Raw genomic sequence first — 20,311 nt, 5'->3', positions numbered from 1 at the left:
TGATTGATAGGATATTAGAACGTGATTTTGGGCGATTTGTTACATGAAAAGCCCCATAATCGGGGCTTTTAACAATTTTTAAGTCTCAAAAACTTAATTTTCTATGACGATGGGGTCGGTTGATAGTTTTACCACTGGGTTGGCCCCGTTGGATTCCCTAGAATCAATATTTATGCGTTTGTTCTTTTGGACCACCTCAATGGCTTTTTCCCCAGAAATTTCTTTGCCGTTCAAGGTAAAGGTTGCTCCTTGAGCGACCATTTTTTTAATGTGCTCGATTGGCTTTGGCGGTGCAGGAGGTGCAGGAGGTTGAACTGTATTGTGAGGTGTGGTGGCTTTCGCCCCTGCTCCGCTTACTGGAGATATGGGTGGTTCAGGAGCGCCTGGAGCCGGTGGGGCTGGTGGAAAATCTGGGAAGGGCTCGGCGTCTGAACGTTGTTTTTCGGACATTTTACCATAGATTTCTTTTAAGCGTATCACCTCACTCTTTTTAATCATCATGTGGTTACGGTCCATTTCATTGTACTTTTTGGCCAAGGTGTTGTACTCTTTCATTTCTGCGCGAGTGGCGCTTCCTTGCTGTTGCATTTTTGGTCCCACAATATTGATGGTCGCGGTACCATATTCTTCAAAGATCATATCCACTTTTTGGATGATGTCTTTTGGGGTAGCGGCATCAACATTAATGATTGAACGAATAGTTTTTTCTCGTTCATCAAAAGAGAGATGGTCATTGATTTTTGAAAGCTCATTCTTCAAATCCTCCAACGGGACCAACTTGTTTTGAAACAACAGCTTGCCATTTTTATTGATATGGATTTCAACCGGGTTAATGGTTTTGTTGGTGTTATTTTGAAGCGTTGAACTAGACGAAACCGCTACAGCTTCTTTTTGATCCTTACCTATCACGGTCATACGTTTTGCGTTCAACAGTGTTGTCCTAGAGGTAATAGGAACATTTTCTTGAAATTCATTTTCTTCCATAATCACTTCATTGGCAAATACCTCTATCAATTCAATGCCTGTGGTCCTAATTTCTTTGGACCAATTGTTTATGGTTTTAAGATATACAGGCTGAACCACATTCATATCCACCTTCATTTTTCCAGAATCGTAAGTTGATACGTATTTCTGATTTATAATTTGAGCGACTTCATTAAAATGAACAATATCATTATCAATTTTTGCTCTTTCATTGCTCAAAAGATCAATTGTAATGACATGGTCCTCGGCAACCACTCTTTCAATTTGACGATGCTCACTAAACCCAAATAATAGTAGGGCAGTAAGGGGCAGAAGCAAAAGGCTCCTGAGTACAAATGATTTTCTGGATGTGTTTGTTTTCATGACTGTAAAACGTTTTTTGATTGATGAATAATTAATGGCATTTGCGATGCCAACCGACTGATGATTTTCAATGCCGTTTGATAAGTACGACAAGAGTGTATTTTGATATTGTGAATGATCATGGCTCTTTTTGATCACCTCTTTGTCCGCCAAAAACTCATGGTTTAGCTTAATGGATGATTTAAAGAGATAGATCAGTGGATTGAACCAAAGGAAAACCTGTAGCAATTCGATAAGAAGTATATCCAAACTATGGCGCTGACGGGCATGGGTCTCCTCGTGCAGTAAAACTTCATGTGGAATGTTTTTAGCTTCAAATTGTTGTTGGTTCAGAAAGATAAAATTGAAAAATGTGTGGGGCGGTAATGTTTGGGCCAAAAGCACCTTGGTCACAAAATTGTCCTTGAACTTGGGGTTCTTCTTAATGCGTAAACGTATGCGCAAGAGGTTGGCAATAAAACGCAGCCCGAAGCCAATAACGCCCAATCCATAAATTATCCATAGTAAAAGTTGCCAATCAAAAACTGAGGTTTGTGGAATTGAGTGTTCGATTGTTGTGTCAGCTCCTTGTTCCGACATCGGAGAAAATGCACTCAAGTTTGGCTGCACAGTATCTATATATTCGACAAAAACCAAATTGGGAATAATAAAGGACGCGATCAAGGCGAGCAATAAAAAGTAGCGTTTAAAATGGTGTATGCTTTCCTTCTCCAGCATCAGTTTGTAGAAGGCCCAAAAAATGGCCAGGCACGCCGTGGATTTTAATAGGAAGGTCAACATAATTACTTCTTTTTGATTTCGTTGTCTATCAGTTTTTTCAAATCTTCCAATTCTTCCTTGCTCAAATTGGTCTCTTGGGCAAAGAACGAAGCAAACTGACTCGCACTGTCGTTGAAGAAGTTTTTAATGAGTCCGTTCACATGCTTGGAGAAATAATCCTTCTTTTTCACCAAAGGATAATATTCCCGGCTTCTGCCAATACTGTTGTAGGCAACAAAACCTTTGTCTGCCATCCTTTTTAAAAGCGTAGCCACTGTGGTGGTGGCCGGTTTGGGCTCTGGATAGGCATCCAAAAGGTCTTTCATAAAAGCCTTTTTAAGTTTCCAGACAATGTTCATGAGCTCTTCTTCGGATTTTGACAATTGCATCTTTGATGATTTTAAATGGTACTCTACAAACATAGAATAAATATTTTAATTCTACAAATGTAGAGTTTTAATTAATTTAAAAGGTATCAGTTTAATGCGGTAAAATGTTAAGTTTGCCGTCAAACTATACACCATGGCATTACTTGAAGCTTTGCAGGAGCGCAGCGGAAATATCTGTGAACTGTGCGCCTCAACCGAAAATTTACAGGTTTATGAGGTGCCTCCCGTGTCCACTGGCGGTCTGGATGGAAGCATTCTTGCCTGCAAAACCTGTATTGATCAAATTGAGAAACAGGAAGAGATGGACAGCAACCATTGGAGATGCTTGAACGATAGTATGTGGAGCGAGCATGATGCGGTAAAGGTGGTGGCATGGCGAATGCTCAATCGTTTAAAGTCTGAAGGGTGGCCACAAGACCTGCTCGGTATGATGTACTTGGAAGACGAAGCCTTGGAATGGGCCAAAGCTACCGGTGAAGGAAAGGATGAGAGCGAAAAAATTATCCATCGGGATGTAAATGGCAATATCCTCGAAAATGGAGATAATGTTGTTTTGATAAAGGATTTGAAGGTGAAAGGTTCCAGCATGGTCGCAAAACAGGGAACCGCCGTTAGACGGATTTCCCTGGATCACGAAAATGCCGAGTATATTGAAGGCAAGGTAGATGGCCAACAAATTGTTATCGTGACCAAATACGTTAAAAAGACCTAGGCCTTCATCTCTGTATAATATTTATAAAAATAGGGTATCGTTTCAATGCCCTTTAAAAAGTTCCAAACACCAAAGTGTTCGTTGGGGGAGTGGATGGCATCGCTATCCAATCCAAAACCTAACAGAATGGTTTTGCTATCGAATACATTTTCAAAAAGTGCTACAATCGGAATACTTCCGCCCGTTCTCTGTGGAACCGGGGTTTTTCCAAAAGTGGTCTCCATAGCTTTTGAAGCGGCTTGGTACCCATCACTGTCGATAGGGGTAACGTAAGCCTGTCCGCCATGGTGCGGAGAAACCTTTACCTTGACGCTTTTTGGTGCTAAGGATTCAAAATGTTTGGTGAACAGGTCTGTAATCTCGTGCCAATCTTGGTTTGGCACCAATCGCATGGATATTTTGGCGTATGCCTTACTGGCAATAACCGTTTTGGCGCCTTCGCCCGTATATCCGCCCCAAATTCCGTTCACATCCAAGGTCGGACGGATACCAAATCGTTCTGGAGTAGAATAGCCTTTTTCTCCGTGCACGTCGCCAATGTCCAATGATTTTTTATAAGCATCAAGATTGAATGGGGCCTTGGCCATTTCAGCGCGCTCGTCATCTGGAATAACTTGGACCTTATCATAAAATCCGGGAATGGTGATATGGTTATCCTCATCATGTAGTTGGGCAATCATTTTTGCCAACACGTTGATCGGGTTCGGTGCAGCACCACCATATATCCCAGAGTGAAGATCACGGTTTGCTCCAGTTACTTCCACCTCCACATAGCTCAATCCACGCAATCCTGTGGTAATGGATGGCGTATCATTGGCAATCATTCCCGTGTCGGAAATGAGGATAATATCGTTTTTGAGTTTTTCGCTGTTTTCCTTTAGAAAATCCTCCAAACTATCGCTTCCCACTTCTTCTTCGCCCTCGATCATAAACTTGACGTTGCAGGGCAGTTCATCGTTCTGGATCATGTATTCCACAGCTTTTACGTGCATAAAGAACTGGCCTTTGTCATCACACGCACCACGGGCAAAAATGGCCCCATCGGGATGGAGTTCCGTTTTTTTGATGACCGGCTCAAATGGGGGAGAGGTCCACAGGTTCATCGGGTCCGGTGGTTGCACATCGTAATGACCGTATACCAAGACCGTTGGTAAATTAGGGTCGATGATCTTATCGCCGTACACTACCGGATAACCTTTGGTCTCACAAATCTCTGTGTTATCGCAACCAGCATCGTCCAAAGATTTCTTTACAGCTTTTGCCGCTTCAAGTACATCCTTGGCGTACGCTTTGTCCGCACTAATGGAGGGGATTTTAAGGAGGTCGATCAACTCGTTGATAAATCTGTCTTTGTTGGAATTAATGTAATTATTGATGTCTTTCATAAATGATTTAAAAAGGACCCTAAAAGTACAAAAAACAAGTTTTTAAAGGGTGGGCATTTGCAAATCGGAAAATTGATTTATATTTGCACTCCAATTCGCGGGTGTGGTGGAATTGGTAGACACGCTAGACTTAGGATCTAGTGCCGCAAGGCGTGGGGGTTCGACTCCCTTCACCCGCACAAAAAAGCTTCTCAAAAACTGAGGAGCTTTTTTTATTTTATCTGGCCAAGTACAAATAGCCTTGGTACTCCAAACCAAGGTCTTCCATAACAACCATGTAAAAATAAACCCCTTGTGGCAGACCGTTGTTTCGGTTAAGTACCACATCTCCCTTGTTGGCATAACCTCTAAACTGGTTGGTATAATTGTATTTTTCAAAGACCAGCATCCCGTTTCGGTCAAAAATTCTCACCCAATTGTCGTTTGAAAGTGCCAGTTCATCAATATGTAAAAAATCGTTGATGCCATCGCCATTCGGGGTGAGCAAATAATTAGCCAAATCCGGTATAGTTTCGAGCATATCCAACGTGCCAAAAGTAATTGCTTCATAAGCATCGGGAACAAATAAAGTCGAAACAGCAACTCCATCGGATAAAGTTCCCACAGCCCCAGCCCCCAAATTTTCCCATTGATGATTGATCTTGTTCCATCCAACCACTGTTATTTCATCAATCGTGTCGGCCATGTTCGGCATTTGACTACGTTGGTTCCACGAAATTTGAATCGTAGAAGGTACGCTGCCTTCCAATCTCCAAAATTCGTGTCTACTTATTTGTTGGAGGGTGTTTTCTCTGTTTAAGCTGTTCAATGATGGAAACTCATCCGGATTTGAGAAAAAATACGCGCAATGGGCTACTGGGTTCTCTGATTCCGAAAGTAGGACCAGCGGTCGCAATTGTTGTATATCCCCTACCGGAAATGTGAACTGTTGTTTGTTTTGGATACTCGCGTAGCCATCCACTTTCGCTATATCGGTCGTTCCGGTGTAAAAGGATTCAGATAAAAATTGAAGTGAGGTGAATGAATCGGTTTTCGGGGTTCTTATATCACCTTGAACAAAATTAGCATTGTTTTGCACTTCCATGGAAATCGCTAATTGTATTCCTTGTTCGGTAATGAATTCACTATCATTGAATATGGTCGGGAATAGACCTGAAACTATAATGGACTGTTCGCTATAAAAGCCCACAAGCCCTTGGTTATCGTTAAAAATCCCATCGTTCACCAAATTTCCGTGGAAGCCCAAATTTCCTTGGTCATGAACTTTGATCATTCCCAAATTCCGGGTGCCTTCCTGGGCAGTTAGGTTTAGTGATACAAAAAGAAGAATACCATAAATTGCTTTCATGGCTATCTTAATTTATTGATGATAAAACTGGAGTTGCCACTACCATCCATCAGAACAGAACCTGAATTTGCATCTCTGTAGGATAGTATGGAAATCACATCATTGGTATCCAGTTCTAAAATTTCGCTGGTATGTACACTGGAATGATTATGACCTAATTCGAAGCTGATATATCCACTGGCCCCATAGGCACCAACAGGGGTGCCATTAACTGCGATTCTAATATTGACGTTCGTGTCAAATTTTGTGGTGTACAATGCACCACCATCGTAACCAACTAAGGCAATATTGGCCCTGATATCATATCGGCCGGCTTCTTTTACGATTAAAGTATTTCCACTTACTTCATATAAACTGGTGCCATCATCAACATAATCGGCTGTTCCAAAAATTGGTACTTGTGTATCGTTGACGTTTAGGTTGGTTGAGGTGTCGGTATTGGTCCATCTTCCCCCATAATTTACTTTGGAAAGGTGTAAAACTCCACCGGTGTCGGCTTTTAGAATAGCATCGGAGTTAGCTGCTTGGGTCATGGTCCGCACTCTAACGCTCCCATTTACATCAATGGATTGTGTGGGCAATGCAGTCCCGATTCCGAGCCTATTGTTGACCTCATCCCAGAACAATCGGTCGTTTTCTTGTTCTGGAGTGCCATCCGAACCAGCAAAAAAGATAGAGCCTGGAGCACCGGTAAATGTAATCTCCTGCCAAGTGGAACCGTTCCAAATGTTAACGATTTGTTGCTCGCTATTTGAGGTGTCGAACCAAATATCGTTCAATATGGGTGAGGAAGGCGCCACGGTTCCCGCAGTAACCGACGTATTCCGAACAATCGTAGTGGTACCCTTGTTATCCACTACTCTTACTTCCTGTGATGAGATAAATTGCCCCAACCCCATGAGGAGTATCGATAAAATAATGGATTTTAAGCGGTACGGAAGCATTCGCGGTGTTTAGAAGTTAATCTACCTCACATACTGTACTTCGATTACATCACCGGCATATACGGCCCAATCATTTGGAGCTACGGCACTCGGCACCAAGGTGACTGTTGATGATGCAATGGTATAATCCACATTAGCAATTAGCTTGACTCCATTTCTATACACCCAAACTTGGCTATAGGCGGGTAACTCTGGGCTTCCAGTCAGAGGATAGGCTGTTTGTCCCGCTGAAGCTGTAAAACTTTCCTGTCCACTTTGAATTAAGCTAAGGTCGGATGTCAAGAGTTTTTTTACGGCACCTGTTGCTTCATCCCGTACAAGAATGGTGTATCCGGTACCAGTTCCATGATCGGACGCTGTGGTGGCATCGGTGGAGGCTGTTTCGGTTGAGATCAATTCAATTCCATCCAAGCCGAACACGTTTCCGTCTACATCAATAAAAGTATCGTTGGTCAAGGTTCCTCCCAGTTGAAGTGTTGTGGTTGTCACATCGTCTGTAGTATTGGATAGCATAGTAATACCATTCTGTGTTTGGATATACTTAATGGTACCTCTGTTGTCGATTACCCGGATGGCCCCACCCGTAGTTGTAGTTCCAGGAACAATATCAGATGCTTTGGTGACATCGCCAGTAGTTTGTTGGGCATTCATTGTCCCAAAGGACAGCATTCCTATCACAAGGAAAGCAAAGTTCATAGTTTTAAAAAGGATTGAAGTTTTCATGTAAAAAGTGTTTAGTTAATGCGATTTATGTTGATCATTGAATTTGTACGATTCGGATTTCATCGTTGTCAAAGCAGATAATATCCGATTGAAGCTCTATCAAGTTAGGTCCGACAGCAGAAAAACTGATTTTTATACCGTTCCTGTAAACATCTATCTTGCCGGTGTCCGTAATGGTTTGTGGGGTAGTGAACTGGTTTTGCCCTTCCGATGCAGCTATTACACTCTCTTGCTTTTGGACCAAAGCATCCAAAGAAGTTTTGGTAAGCGCTCCTGTGTCGTCCAAGAGGACCATTGTTGCGTTTGAAAGATCATTGTTTTCTTCAAGACCGGTAATGGTCAAGGTGTTGATGGCATCGGTCTGTACAGTGGTAGGCCGTATGAGGGACCCGCCCAATTGTACGGTATTTCCATTGACTACCGAAAGCCCATTATTTCCCAGTGCGTTTATGTCGTTATTGTTAGTACATAGATTTCTCCATGAGTCACCTGAATACATAAATATGCATTGTGCATCCGTATTATAGACCAATGCGCCATTTAATGGGGTTATGGCGTTCATTTGACTTTCCGTGACTCTTGTGAGTACAAATACACGAGAGCTGCTTTCCAGTTCTAAAAGGGATGATGCGTCGATCAATTGTAGGTTATCCCCAATCTTGACCTGGGCATTGCCCTTTAGGGCTATCAAAAGAAAAGCAGTCAATGTAATGGTATAAATGAACTTCATTATCTACAAAATATGTAAGTAAAATATTACATATATGAAAATAAAAAAAGTTTAGGCACAAAGGTTTTTTTTGTTGTGTATTGAGTTAAAACAGTTGGTAAACACCTAAATAATAAGCATTTACCTGTTTCGGTAAGGCTTTTTTTTAACAAGTTTGGGAGATGGATGTACTTCCAGCTGTTTTGGCAAAAAAAGTATTATTCTACCGTAAATTGTTTCTTTAGCGATACTGGAACACCATTTTTTGTAAATCCTTCCAGGGATATCTCGAAAGTTCCACTAATGTCGGAGCTGTAAAAGGATACGTTTTCCTCTATACCCTTGAATTCAAATTTTGGCAACCAAAGTAGTTGATATCTAAAATCAGGGAGTCGCTGATATTTTTCTTTTAAATCGCCTTCGTATGATTGTTGGTAATATTGTTTACCTCCGTTGGGTTTAAAAAGCTTATGTGTTTTTATGTATGGCGAATAATAGTAAGTGTAATAGTCTGATTTAAAGGTGGACACATCCACCACACCTTGGAAGGTTTTGTTGCCATAAAAATGTTGGTTCCGGGAAATGGAGATGGATTCCACCCTTGCTGCTGGTAGGTCCAACAGTCTTTGAGCATCCTGCACCAATATTCCATCAATAAAAATCAATGGCAGTTCTCCGGAATCCAAGTCCGGTGCTAGAGGTCTTACGTGGAACTCTTGCTCATCATTCGAGTTTTTTTGTATCCAGACATGTTCCACTACTTCCACGAAAGTTTCTTTAATGGTGGAAAACCTAGTATAGTCATCCAAAGGATAAGTCATCGTGGCCGGACCATAAAAGCGGGCATTTCTATTTTCAATGAGGATGGTGTCCGGTTTACTGCTGTAATAAGCGTTTTCGATTTGATTGTAGATACTTCGTTCTTTTATGATGGCTTCCATCTCCTTGTCGAGTTCAAAACTTTTGAATTGTAATGGGTTCAAATCAATATCTTCCTCGCTCTCTATGACAATGTCATAATCTGCATTATTTTTCGAAATGACCTGAAGAAATAAATCATCCGAACTATAATCTTCATCCACATTGATGTAGAAAACACCATTGTTATCTGGAGTTGCAGTTTTAAAAAGGTAGTTTTCTCCCGGAAAAGAAGCTCCTATAATCGTTGGACCGTTGCCCAATTCAACGCTATCGGGTACCGAGAGTTTTCCTTTTAACAATTCACCCCTAAGTTCTGGCAATATCTGCTGTTTAAGGGATTGCTTTTTTGGATAGGATTTACGAAAATCCAAAGCAGTTTTATTCACCTTTTCTTCCAACTCATCTACTTTATTAATGGAGATGGAATAGTTTCCTGAACTTTCTTGTCCAGGATAAGGCGTAATGTTCAAAGAAACCTGCTCGCGAGTTCCAAATTGGCGACGGTTTAAGGATATGGACAAAGATGGTCGGACGGTAGGTTCATTGAGATCTTGCCGTACTATTTCGGGGGCCGTGTCAGTTGCTTGAGAACGAAAAACAGCTTGATTACTGGTATAAGGATTAAGTATGGTTATATCTTTGGAGTAAAAGTAGTTTCTTCCGTTGTTCAACATCCATTGCGTGTATGCCAACAATTTATAGTTCCCCGAAGGTATGCTTGAAGGAATAAAAAAATTACTGTCGCCTATGCCGTTTTCGAGTTTGATTTTAAAGTTGAGGACCACTTCTTTATTTTGATTGACCAATTTTACATAGGCTACTTTGCTTACATTGCTCAATTGCCCCGTATTTTCTTTTAAACAATACAGCGTGTAGTACATATATTCTCCCACAAACATCATGGTCGCATTTGTATGCAGATATACTTGTTCCTGATGCGGAACGCGTATATTGTTCATTGTTAAGTCCTCAGCGCTGTTCTGTGCGTTCATTGTAAAAATCCCTACATGAATGAAGAGGAAGAGGTATAGTGCTATAGTTTTCATGCCATATTTTTTAGTCTTCTACCCAAAAATCTGGTACTGTGTTATCTCCCAGTGCTGTACAGTCGCCACATACCCTGTATACCATATAGTATGGACCGTGTGGTTCTGTTTGAATAAGTCCATTATCGGGTGGGGAATAATCTTCGTAATAGGTTATAAGGTCTTGTTCCACTGCATCCAACAAAGGTGAAATCCCGCCTTCTGTCATAACCGGAGGCGAAAGTAGGGGACAGTCACTTACAAAATCCGGCAATCTTTCCCCTGGGAAAAAATCGTCATAATCAAAGAAAATCCTTTCTTCTGATACCGTACTTACTTGAAAAAAACCGATGACCTTTTCATCGCTGTTTGCTTCGGAATAGATATTCCCTTCCACGAATCCGGTCTGCAATTGTGAAAACAGACTTTCCGAGCCTGATAATTTTCCCAACGTTTCGTAATAGGCAAACGCTGCCCGACTCTGTACATATTGTTTAACCAAAATACTGTAGCGGTGGGTTAGAATATAATTGTCCCTGTTTATAAACCTAACTGGAAACTTACTGATACGGTCTTCGTTAAAGTTGGTAGTGTTTTCCTGAATAATAGTGTTGGATTTTATGGTATTGTAACAAATCTGTTCTTCCTGGGAACGCGGTACAATGGAAAATTGAGGATTGGGATATCCAGCAATTACATTTACATCACCGGCATTCCAAAATGGAGCTATGATCTTATAGGTTTCTTCATATTCAAAACGATAGTACTTGGATTCCCCGGAGGGGTCGTAACTATCCACGTAGATGAACATGCCTTCCTCTGCATCGTCCTTAAAATCCCTTTCGGCATAGATATTTTCTATCGAGGATGTTGAGGGAACAGGAGTGTCCTCCGAAATATAGGTCCTTCCATCCGAGGTTTCGACACGTAGGGTGTATGTTAATCCGGCTTCTGCTGCAAACGGTGAAGTTGAAGTGTATTCGCCCACGTTTGCTTCTGTAAAGGAGTATACGGAACCGTTACTGTCGGATACAGATACTTGAGCGTTGCTCAGACCCGACATCAAGACCGTATCTAATGGAAAGGTTTGCGAAATCAATATTCTCTGGGTTTTATTTTGATTGGTAATGGTGCCTTCGATTACTACGGACCTCTCGAATTCATCCGTTTGTATTTCGAATGGGTCCACGCAGTTAATGGCCAATAGCAAACAACTGCAATAGAAAAAGTATCTAGCTATGGTTTTAATCTGCATCTTGGGTTAGAATTTAAAATTATACGTTATGGTAGGCACGGGTATCGAAAAAATTGAACTTTGGTAAGCTTTCAGCTCTCCATTTTCGGTCGCAAAGAATACAGAGTAAGGGTTGTTTCTTCCTAAGACATTATAGATGGAGATGTTCCAAAAACTATGGGCGAATTTTTTCAATTTGTGATTGCCTTCTATATTAAAGCCCAAGTCCAATCGATAATAATCCGGAATCCTGAACTCATTTCGGTTACTGTAGACTACATATTCTGAGTTGTTAAAATTGTAACGGGCCACCGGATAGGTCACGGGCCTTCCTGTTTGATAGACCAAGTTTGCCGATAAACTGAATCTTTTGGTCAATTTGTAGTTTAAAACGGCGCTGAAATCGTGCGGTTTGTCGTAATTGGTGGGAAAAAAATCGCCATTGTTCACGCGTTCCTCGGCAAATTCGCTATCCAGTTTTAAAAAGGACCTTGAATAGGTGTAACCTAGCCATCCATTGAGTTTTCCATAGTTTTTACGTATCAAAAACTCGAGACCATAGGCTTGGCCATCACCTTGTAAGGTTTCGGTTTCAATGGTCTCGTTGAGCAAAAGGTCGGACCCCACTTTAAAATCCAATAGATTATCGGATTCCTTGTAATATCCTTCCAAGCTAAGCTCGTAAAGGTTGCCCTCTAAATTTTTGTAGAAGCCCAATCCTACCTGTCTTCCCATTTGAGGCTTTATGTTATTGTCCGACAGTTTCCAAGTATCAATAGGACTAATTGTGGTGGTGTTGGACAATCTATGAATGTATTGATAGGTGCTGTTAAAACTCGCTTTTACCGAAAAGTCAGGCCCAAGAAAGTACCTTGCTGACAAGCGAATTTCGGGCCCGCCATAGGTTTCCACGATTTCGTTGTTATCGTAGGAAACGGTCTCTACCAAGGTTTCCTCGTTCTTTGGCATATTTTCCTCGTAAATTCTGGCTTCGGTACTGCCCAAGGCGGCAAATACAGAGTATCTAATACCAGCATCGATTAAAAGTTTGTCGTTTACCGTAAAATTATCGGATAGATAAACCGCACCCTCGAGTGCCTTTTCCTTTGGTATATTTATGGGGGTAACTATAGAGTTGCTCCCTTTGGGCTCAAAATTTCCGGGTTGAACGTTGTACAATTTTGCGGATAGCCCATAATCAAATTTGTGTGCTTTGCTATAAAGGTAGGTGAACTTGAATTTGGCTTCAGTTTCATCCACCACAAAGCCAAGGTCAAAATTGTTGTCCGAGTTGCCTTCGTATGCGATGTTGAATTTGTAATTGCTGTTCGCAAGTACAAGGCTACCGGTATTTTTTTCATTGAATTGATGGTCCCATTGCAACGAAAACAGCCTGTTGTTGTATCCATAAATAGAATCTGAGGTAATGCTAAAGGCGTCGTTGCTGTAATAGCCCATAGCCTTTACGGTATTTTTTTCGTTGAACTTGTGGGTGTATTTGGCTATGGCATCATAAAAAGAAGCTTCACTGTTTTGCAATGATTCTTCCTCCAACGACCGAAGAATCCAACCGGAATACGTACCCCTGCCACCAACAAGTAGTCCGGATTTTCCTTTTATTACAGGAATTTCTAAGGCAACATTACTGGTAACTGGGCCAATGGCAGCCTCACCTGCTATTTTTTCGGTATTGGCATCTTTTGAGGTTATATCGAATACGGAAGATAGACGTCCTCCATATTCTGCAGGAATCCCCCCTTTAAGAATCTTTACATCTTTCGTGGTAAAAGGGTTCAGTGCCTGAAAAATGCCAAAAAAGTGGGAGGGATTATAGATTACCGCATTGTCCAACAACATCAGGTTTTGGTCGGTACTACCTCCCCTTACGTTAAAACCTGCGGCTCCTTCACCAGCGGTGGATATTCCGGGTAGCGTAGCGGCAACTTTCAGGACATCTCTTTCACCGAGTACCAGAGGAATGTTTTTGGTCTCTTCCACTACAAGCTCTGTACTTCCAGATATAGCTTCCTCGACATTTTTGGATGCATCTGCCTCTACAATGACTTCATCCAGAAATTCTACACTTTCATTAAGTTGAAAGTTGAGTTCGCCATCATTGAATACGATTACTCTAGTGGTGCTGGGCTCTATGCCCAAAGAACTGGTTTTGATAATGCTGGTGCCTGCCGGCACTTCCAGTTCATAGTATCCTTCAGTATTTGTTGCGGTACCTGTACTCTTGCCATTGAGCACAATGGAAAGGTCGGGAATGGGCTGGTTTTGCTCTACCGTGGTCGCATAACCACTTATTTTGAAAGTGGTTCTATTGTCCGATACGTTTTCCTTGCCTATTCTTACAGTTCGTGTTACTGTATTTGCCTTTGTTGCCTCGATATTTGAAAAAACAGGATTGCTGTACACTTTAATATCGGTTCTTTCTTCTATCGAATCCGTTTGTTCTTTTCCGAAAAAACCTTCGGGCAAACTATCATATACAATACTGTTTTGGGTCAAAATGATTTTATCATCGCTTAACCTAAAAAAGTTGATGTTGGTTTCTTCCAAAATAGAGGTGAGGATCTCCGACAAAGGTTTGTTGACGAACGAGCCCGAAATGGTTGCTCCTGAAAGCCAATTCTCATCGTAATAGAAAAGAACATTGGTATCGGATTCAATGATGTTCAGGGCTTCGGTCAAACTTACATTATCAAAATCAAAACTAAATTTTGGATTTTTTTCTTGGGCGATTAGCATGGTTCCGAAGAGCAGAACCAATAAGATTAGAGGTTTTTTGATCATTCTTTCCCGATGTTTTGTGTATTAAAAGAATCGGATAACTTAGAAAAGAAGCTTGTCCAAAAATCATCCTCATTGATTTTCCTTAACGCCGGGTTATAATTCTCATTAATGAAATCCCTTTTGTTGGGCCATATTCTAATGACATCCTTTTTTTTGGCGATGTTATAATAGGAATCACCATAGTCGATTACATAATTGTTTTCCGGTAAAAATTCGTAGTAAATGGTACTTCCCTTAATCCTCTTGAACCTCTTTTTACTATTCTTCTTAAGAAGTCTTATAGAATCATTGGCTACCAAGACTTGATAAAAACCTTCCATATCGGTTTCATCTGATTTGTTTTCAATATGAACAAAATGGCTATCTCCAATTCTAAAACCTTCTACCTTGGTTTTGAGAAGAATCAATGTTGGGAATTTATAATTGTATCCAATGTTTAGAAGTAATTGGTCGGTGTCCAGATCATATTTTAGGGGAGTTTGGTCGTAAAATTGGCCATTGTATACGACTGATCCCAACTGAAATTCACTTTTCTCAAAAAACTTATGCTTTTCGTTAATGGTCCTATACTGTTCTGTATATCGGATGCCATTGAAAAGTCCTGTGTTGTAGCGCTGGACTTTACTGTCGAACCAATTATAATAGGCGGGTTCGCTGGGCATGTTTTGACTAATTAAAGAGCCAGAACAAATAATAGTTGCCCATAAGGAAAGAACTATTGTTTTGGTTTTCATGAGGTTGGTATTCCCACTAAAAATAGAAAAAAGAGTTGAAAATGAAATTATTTATACCATAAGAAGGAAAAATTTGTGGATTGAATAGAATTCTATGTGTAGAATTATGCATCAAGTTAATTCTCAACTCTAATGTTGGCATTTTATAAATAGGATAGGTGCTTGCAAATAAAAATGTATGGACATTAAGGGCACGTATTCTATTCACTGCTATTTTGAAATTACATAAAACTACTTTGTAATTCATCTATTAAGTGAGCCATGCCGGACTTAAACATTGGTTGATATCTTCTAAACAATATAGGAGATAAGAATATAAAGGTTTGAATAAATAAAGGGACTTAAAAGTCTAGGTGAGTTTTTGTTAAAATACAAGAATAATTGTAAATTTAAGACAATCAGGTGTTTGGAAAGGTATTGGGTCTAATGGGATTTATAAGAATCTTTTAATTTCTTGATTCAATACACAAAGGGTTACTTTTATTTGTAATAAAACATTATTATTGGAGTTTTATTAGATAGAAATTATTGATATTTGTCAATTTTTTTCACAATAAAACCAAACTGAAACCAACTAAATAGGCCAGAAGCTATGTACAAGGAAATATACTTGGTCGATGACGAAGACCTGGTGAATACTGTAAATGCTATTCACTTTAGAAGAATGGGAATGGAAGATAGGGTGAAGAGTTTTACTAATCCCGAATTGGCCCTAGACGATTTGAGGTATAGAGATAACCCCGGGATAAAAACACTTATTTTATTGGATATAAATATGCCGGAAATGAGCGGATTTGAATTTTTGGAATTCATGATGCTTGAAGACTTTCCAGAAACCAATGAAGTCCTCTTGGTAACCTCTTCTGAGGCAGAGGCGGATAAAGCCGAGGCTGAGAAGTACGGTAAATTTGTAAAGAAGTTTATCACTAAACCATTGCGTATCGAGCACTTGGAGGATTATTTGCAAGGAGCTAATAAATAATAGTTCGTATATTTAGTAGTAAAACCTTTGATTGTTCCCCCTATAGGTGACATTGTTTTATTCTTAAATTAAATTTTAACCGTGAAGCATAAACATATCTTAATTGATAACAAGGTTGAAATCGTTGAGGATAGGGATGATGCGGTATGGGCCATGGATGTAGATTATAAGTTGACTGCTTTTAATACATCTTTTGGGGATCGTCTAAGCAAAGCCGGTTGGGGAAAGCCTGAACGAGGTATGGATTTACATCCCGTTTATCAGTCAGCGTACTTCTTTAATCCCTGTAGTAAGGGTTGTGCGCAGGCACTTGATCGTTATCCAACAACATCCAAACATACCTTTGAGGAAAATGGGGAATTGACGGTGCACGAGTTCTCTTTTCAACCTTTTATGAACAACTTCGGTGAAGTTATAGGATGCTGTATTTGGCAAAAAGATATTTCCCAAGTTGTAAAAAATACACATAGGCTGCAAGAAAGCGAACGAAGGTATAGAGAAGCTCAGGAAATAACCGTCTTTGGGCATTGGAACTGGGACATCCGAGAGGATAAAATTAGTTGGAGCAACCAATTGTTCAGAATTTTTGAGCAAGAGCCCGGAAAATTTGACGCAACCTTTGATGCCTTGATGAAGATTATTCACCCTGAAGATAGGGATGGATTCGTTGAGGACGTTCAGGATAGCATCAAGAAAAACAGGATGCACGATGTGATTCATAGGATTGTTCTGGACAACGGAAACATACGGTATGTTCATCAAAAAGGGAGACCGTTTTATGACGAGAACGGAAAACCGTACCGGATGGCAGGTACCACCCAAGATGTTACCAAAGATGTACTGGCCAATCAACAAATCGTAGAACAGAACCATGAGCTCCAGAACTTTGTTCGGATCATATCGCATAATCTACGCGGACCTATTTCCAATGTTTTAATGTTGTCCAAAATATATGAATGGGGGAAGGACCCCATGAACGACGATATTGTAAAGAAAATAGAGCACACAACCGAGGCCTTAGATCAAACAATAAAGGATTTACACCTTTCCTTATCGTTAAAATCCGCGGACAGGGAGAAATTCAGAGAAGTTCACCTAAAGGATGTCATGAAGGATGTTGATGGACTTTTATCCGAAGAAATCACAAAATATAAGGCTACGATTCGTACAGATTTCACCAAGATGGATTTGGTTTTTGGTGCCAAGAGCTATGTGGTCAACATCTTTTACAACCTTATTTTAAATGCAATCAATTATGCCAAAGAAGGTATACCTGCTATCATTTCCATAAACACAGAGGAACTGGTCGATTCAATTCTAATAAGGTTCACGGATAACGGAATAGGTATGGAGCTGACACCCGAAAAAGAACGTAAGATCTTTGATATGTACGGCAGGTTGAGTGGCGCCACGGAGGGCAAGGGATTTGGGCTTTATTTGGTGAAAACCCAAGTGGAGGCCATGGACGGAAAAATAGAAGTACAAAGTGAAAAGGATGTAGGAACCACCTTTACTCTGATTTTTCCCAAAAACCATATCACTTAAAGGGTAGGTTACCAAAATCAACGTTTCCTCCAGAAACTATGACCCCTATTTTTTTTCCGTTCAAATCGCTCTTTCTCTTAAATACAGCTGCCAAAGCCACAGCACTGGATGGTTCGCAAACAATTTTAAGACGCTCCCAAATAAGGCGCATGGCCGCAACGATATCCGCTTCGGTCACCCTTACAATTTCTTCCACATGTTTTTGAATGATGGGAAAGTTCCTGTCACCTAATTGGGTTTTTAGTCCATCGGCAATGGTGTTTGTAGTAATATTGGTCTCTATTTTTCCACTTTTCAGGGACCTATAAGCGTCATCAACTTCAAAAGGTTCGCCTCCAATGGTTTTACAATTAAATCCAAAATAATGGGTAGAGAGAGCTGTGCCGGCAATTAAACCACCGCCGCCAATAGGAGTAAAGATGTATTCAAGGTTTGGTTGTTCCTCCAACAGTTCCTTGCAAGCTGTGCCCTGTCCTAAAATCACGTGGTCATCATTTGATGGATGTATAAAATTAGCGCTGTACTTTTCAACAATTTCTTGCGATGCAGATTCCCTGGCGGCTAGATTGGGTTCACATTCAACCAAAATTCCTCCATATCCCTTAACGGCATCTTTTTTGACCTCAGGAGCCGTGCTGGGCATTACAATATAGGCTTTGACACTCAAACTTTTAGCGGAAAGGGACAGCGCTTGAGCAAAATTTCCGGAAGAATGCGTAACCACGCCATTCTGTTTTTGATCATCGGTAAGTTGCATAATGGCATTGGCAGCTCCACGCATTTTAAAGGCGCCCATTCGCTGAAAGTTTTCACATTTAAAATACAACTGAGCACCTACCACCTTGTCTATAAGGCGAGAAGTAAGAACAGGCGTGTTGTGGATAAACGGTTTTATCCGATTGTGGCAATCGATAAGGCTTTGCTTGTCCATGAATCTTTGTACCAATTTTATATATGGTATAAAGATAATACGGGATTATCAACCTTCAGCCTCTATCTTTTGTTCTTCTTTGGATTTTATGGAAACTCCCTCCATCCCCAATTCTGGAATCACCAATAAAGGTATTTGGGTGTGAAACGCGGTTCGCTTGATGATCGGTTCGCGGGTCATGTTTTCCATATAACTATGCTGATAGTTCAGCATGGCCAATAAGTGGATGCCTAGTTCTTTGGAGAAAGTTTCCAAAGTGTGAGAAACTGAATTGAGTTCGGAAACGGTATGAACGTAATGCTCTACATCGTTCAAGTAACGGCGCAACATGTTCAAATTGAATTGCTGAAGCTCGGTCAATGCTTTGATGCCATATTGCACATGGACAATCCGAATGGTTGCCTTGAACATTTTGGCCATATCCAAAAGAGGTTCCAATTCTGAAGTGGTATAAAAGCGGTTGAAATCGGTGGCAAAGGCAATTTCAGTTGGTGTAATATATTCAAAATGATAAGGAATGGCCAAAACAGGACATTTTCTCACACTTTTAATAATACGTACGGTATTACTTCCCATAAATACTTCATCCACGCCAGATGCCCCTTTAGTGCCTGTTACCACCAGGTTGATACCGAAAGTTTCAACAATATCCTTTACCTCCTCCACTAAAAGATTAAAGGAAGAAATGGTTTCAAAGCTATGATTGGGATTTCCGTATTTGGTTTGGATACGCTTGATGGTCTTGTTCAGTCCCTGTTCGGAATTCTCCCGTACTGCATCAACGATACGGACTCCATCAATCATTTTGGCCATAAATCGGCTGCTCGGGATAACCGGGGTATAGGTGTTGAGCAAGTAAAATGTGCAACGCCTGTTGCGGAACAATTGCATGGCATAATCAATGGCGTTCCATGCGTTTTCCGAAAAATCCGTAGGTATTAATATCTTTTGCATCGGACTAAGATTTACGATGCGATAAAATTAGAACCAAGGGGTAGGGGATACTATGACAATTGTCAGGTTTTGGAAAATAGACTAAAAGCCTTCGACCATTTCAAGGAGTTTGCGCTCGTCCTTAATGCCGATTTTCTTGCCCGAAGTACGGATCAATCCCTTCTTTTTAAATTCGGAAATAATTCGAATGGCGGATTCCGTAGCAGTTCCCACCACATTGGAAATATCTTCTCGAGATAGAGTGAGTGCCAAGTAACCTTCGGCATCCTCCCCGAAATTGTTTTGAAGGTACAAGAAGGCCTCTGCCATTCTTTGCTTTACGGTCTTTTGGGAAATATTGACGATTACATCATCGGCTTCCTTTAAATCATGGGCCATATGCCGCAACACCTCCAAAGTAAAATTTGGATTTTTTTGAAGTGTATTGTTGATGCTTTCCTTTGGAATAAAGCACACCTCCATATCGTTCACCGCAATGGCGGAAAGGTTAGTGCTTTCTTGGGATATTACAGAACGTTGTCCTAAAACTTCGCCCTTACTTGCCAACTTCACGATTTGGTCTTTGCCGTTCGCACTAAGCTTGGAAAGCTTGGATACCCCGTTTCGTACACAGTAGACACCATTGAGTTTATCCCCTTCTTCAAAAATGGGCTCACCTTTTTTAACGGTGCGAGTAGTTTTGGAGTCGGAGACCTGTTTTAATTCCTCCTTGCTCATTGCACGAAGGGAGTTAAACTGCCTGATGATACAATTTTCACACCTGCTTTCCATAATGATTAGTTTACCTGAGAGAACAAATTTAAGGGACAAGGAATTAGTGGTAACTGATAAATATCATGTTTTTAGCAAGAAGAGTATTACAAATTTGCA

General features: G+C 40.6%; 17 protein-coding genes and 1 tRNA gene. 4 read left to right on the top strand and 14 right to left on the bottom strand.

The window, feature by feature from the left end; genetic code table 11:
* Window positions 1-93 precede the first annotated feature (93 nt).
* Both DCK90_RS11710 and DCK90_RS11705 read right to left on the bottom strand, forming a co-directional pair.
* Window positions 94-2,127: a M56 family metallopeptidase gene (locus tag DCK90_RS11710; RefSeq protein ID WP_108246397.1), complete on the bottom strand. Its 2,034-nt coding sequence runs from the start codon at window positions 2,125-2,127 to the stop codon at window positions 94-96.
* Between the two features lie 2 nt (window positions 2,128-2,129).
* Window positions 2,130-2,495 (bottom strand): BlaI/MecI/CopY family transcriptional regulator, encoded by a 366-nt coding sequence (locus DCK90_RS11705; RefSeq protein WP_108246451.1) that lies wholly within the window; start codon window positions 2,493-2,495, stop codon window positions 2,130-2,132.
* A 133-nt stretch (window positions 2,496-2,628) separates the two neighbouring features.
* Here DCK90_RS11705 and DCK90_RS11700 point away from each other — a divergent pair, with 133 nt between their 5' ends.
* Window positions 2,629-3,207, top strand: coding sequence for a PhnA domain-containing protein (locus DCK90_RS11700; protein ID WP_108246396.1), 579 nt, complete (start codon window positions 2,629-2,631; stop codon window positions 3,205-3,207).
* On the opposite strand, the gene DCK90_RS11695 is transcribed toward DCK90_RS11700, so the two are convergent.
* Entirely contained in the window at window positions 3,204-4,592 is a 1,389-nt protein-coding gene (locus DCK90_RS11695; protein ID WP_108246395.1) for a dipeptidase, read from the bottom strand. The two genes, DCK90_RS11700 and DCK90_RS11695, sit on opposite strands and share 4 nt — an antisense overlap.
* Window positions 4,593-4,689: 97 nt before the next feature.
* Between DCK90_RS11695 and DCK90_RS11690 the strand changes: the two genes are divergently transcribed.
* A tRNA-Leu gene (locus tag DCK90_RS11690) sits at window positions 4,690-4,771 on the top strand.
* Window positions 4,772-4,809: 38 nt separating this feature from the next.
* Here DCK90_RS11690 and DCK90_RS11685 read toward each other — a convergent pair.
* The 8 genes from DCK90_RS11685 to DCK90_RS11650 all read right to left on the bottom strand — a co-directional run bounded on the left by DCK90_RS11685 (window position 4,810) and on the right by DCK90_RS11650 (window position 14,957).
* Entirely contained in the window at window positions 4,810-5,940 is a 1,131-nt protein-coding gene (locus tag DCK90_RS11685) for a gliding motility-associated C-terminal domain-containing protein (protein WP_108246394.1), read from the bottom strand.
* A gap of 2 nt (window positions 5,941-5,942) precedes the next feature.
* Entirely contained in the window at window positions 5,943-6,884 is a 942-nt protein-coding gene (locus tag DCK90_RS11680; protein WP_159075828.1) for a hypothetical protein, read from the bottom strand.
* A gap of 21 nt (window positions 6,885-6,905) precedes the next feature.
* The gene (locus DCK90_RS11675) at window positions 6,906-7,607 is read right to left on the bottom strand and encodes a hypothetical protein (protein WP_159075827.1); all 702 of its coding nucleotides are present in this window, start codon (window positions 7,605-7,607) and stop codon (window positions 6,906-6,908) included.
* A 34-nt stretch (window positions 7,608-7,641) separates the two neighbouring features.
* Entirely contained in the window at window positions 7,642-8,337 is a 696-nt protein-coding gene (locus DCK90_RS11670) for a hypothetical protein (protein WP_108246391.1), read from the bottom strand.
* A gap of 197 nt (window positions 8,338-8,534) precedes the next feature.
* Complete coding sequence (locus tag DCK90_RS11665; protein ID WP_159075826.1) at window positions 8,535-10,283, bottom strand: hypothetical protein; 1,749 nt, start codon at window positions 10,281-10,283, stop codon at window positions 8,535-8,537.
* 10 nt (window positions 10,284-10,293) lie between these two features.
* A complete protein-coding gene (locus DCK90_RS11660; protein WP_108246389.1) occupies window positions 10,294-11,517 on the bottom strand; it encodes a DUF4249 domain-containing protein in 1,224 nt (407 codons plus the stop codon).
* A 6-nt stretch (window positions 11,518-11,523) separates the two neighbouring features.
* Window positions 11,524-14,295, bottom strand: a complete 2,772-nt coding sequence (locus tag DCK90_RS11655) for a carboxypeptidase-like regulatory domain-containing protein (protein WP_108246388.1) — start codon at window positions 14,293-14,295, stop codon at window positions 11,524-11,526.
* Window positions 14,292-14,957: a hypothetical protein gene (locus tag DCK90_RS11650; protein ID WP_159075825.1), complete on the bottom strand. Its 666-nt coding sequence runs from the start codon at window positions 14,955-14,957 to the stop codon at window positions 14,292-14,294. The genes DCK90_RS11655 and DCK90_RS11650 overlap by 4 nt, the downstream gene beginning before the upstream one ends.
* A gap of 664 nt (window positions 14,958-15,621) precedes the next feature.
* Between DCK90_RS11650 and DCK90_RS11645 the strand changes: the two genes are divergently transcribed.
* Both DCK90_RS11645 and DCK90_RS11640 read left to right on the top strand, forming a co-directional pair.
* Window positions 15,622-16,011 carry a response regulator gene (locus DCK90_RS11645; protein ID WP_108246386.1) on the top strand — a complete coding sequence of 130 codons (390 nt, stop codon included), beginning with the start codon at window positions 15,622-15,624 and terminating at the stop codon, window positions 16,009-16,011.
* 81 nt (window positions 16,012-16,092) lie between these two features.
* A complete protein-coding gene (locus DCK90_RS11640) occupies window positions 16,093-17,556 on the top strand; it encodes a sensor histidine kinase (RefSeq protein WP_108246385.1) in 1,464 nt (487 codons plus the stop codon).
* Here the strand turns inward: DCK90_RS11640 and DCK90_RS11635 are convergent.
* The 3 genes from DCK90_RS11635 to DCK90_RS11625 form a co-directional block, all read right to left on the bottom strand.
* Window positions 17,549-18,487, bottom strand: coding sequence for a pyridoxal-phosphate dependent enzyme (locus DCK90_RS11635; RefSeq protein ID WP_108246384.1), 939 nt, complete (start codon window positions 18,485-18,487; stop codon window positions 17,549-17,551). The two genes, DCK90_RS11640 and DCK90_RS11635, sit on opposite strands and share 8 nt — an antisense overlap.
* Before the next feature lie 48 nt (window positions 18,488-18,535).
* Window positions 18,536-19,441, bottom strand: a complete 906-nt coding sequence (locus DCK90_RS11630; protein ID WP_108246383.1) for a universal stress protein — start codon at window positions 19,439-19,441, stop codon at window positions 18,536-18,538.
* An 81-nt stretch (window positions 19,442-19,522) separates the two neighbouring features.
* The gene (locus DCK90_RS11625; RefSeq protein WP_108246382.1) at window positions 19,523-20,212 is read right to left on the bottom strand and encodes a Crp/Fnr family transcriptional regulator; all 690 of its coding nucleotides are present in this window, start codon (window positions 20,210-20,212) and stop codon (window positions 19,523-19,525) included.
* Between the last annotated feature and the right edge of the window lie 99 nt (window positions 20,213-20,311).

The sequence above is a fragment of the Muricauda brasiliensis genome (assembly GCF_003057865.1).
Taxonomy (GTDB): Bacteria; Bacteroidota; Bacteroidia; order Flavobacteriales; family Flavobacteriaceae; genus Flagellimonas; species Flagellimonas chongwuensis.
The sequence above is the reverse complement of the archived record's forward strand: the minus strand, read 5'-3'. Positions and strand labels throughout refer to the sequence as shown.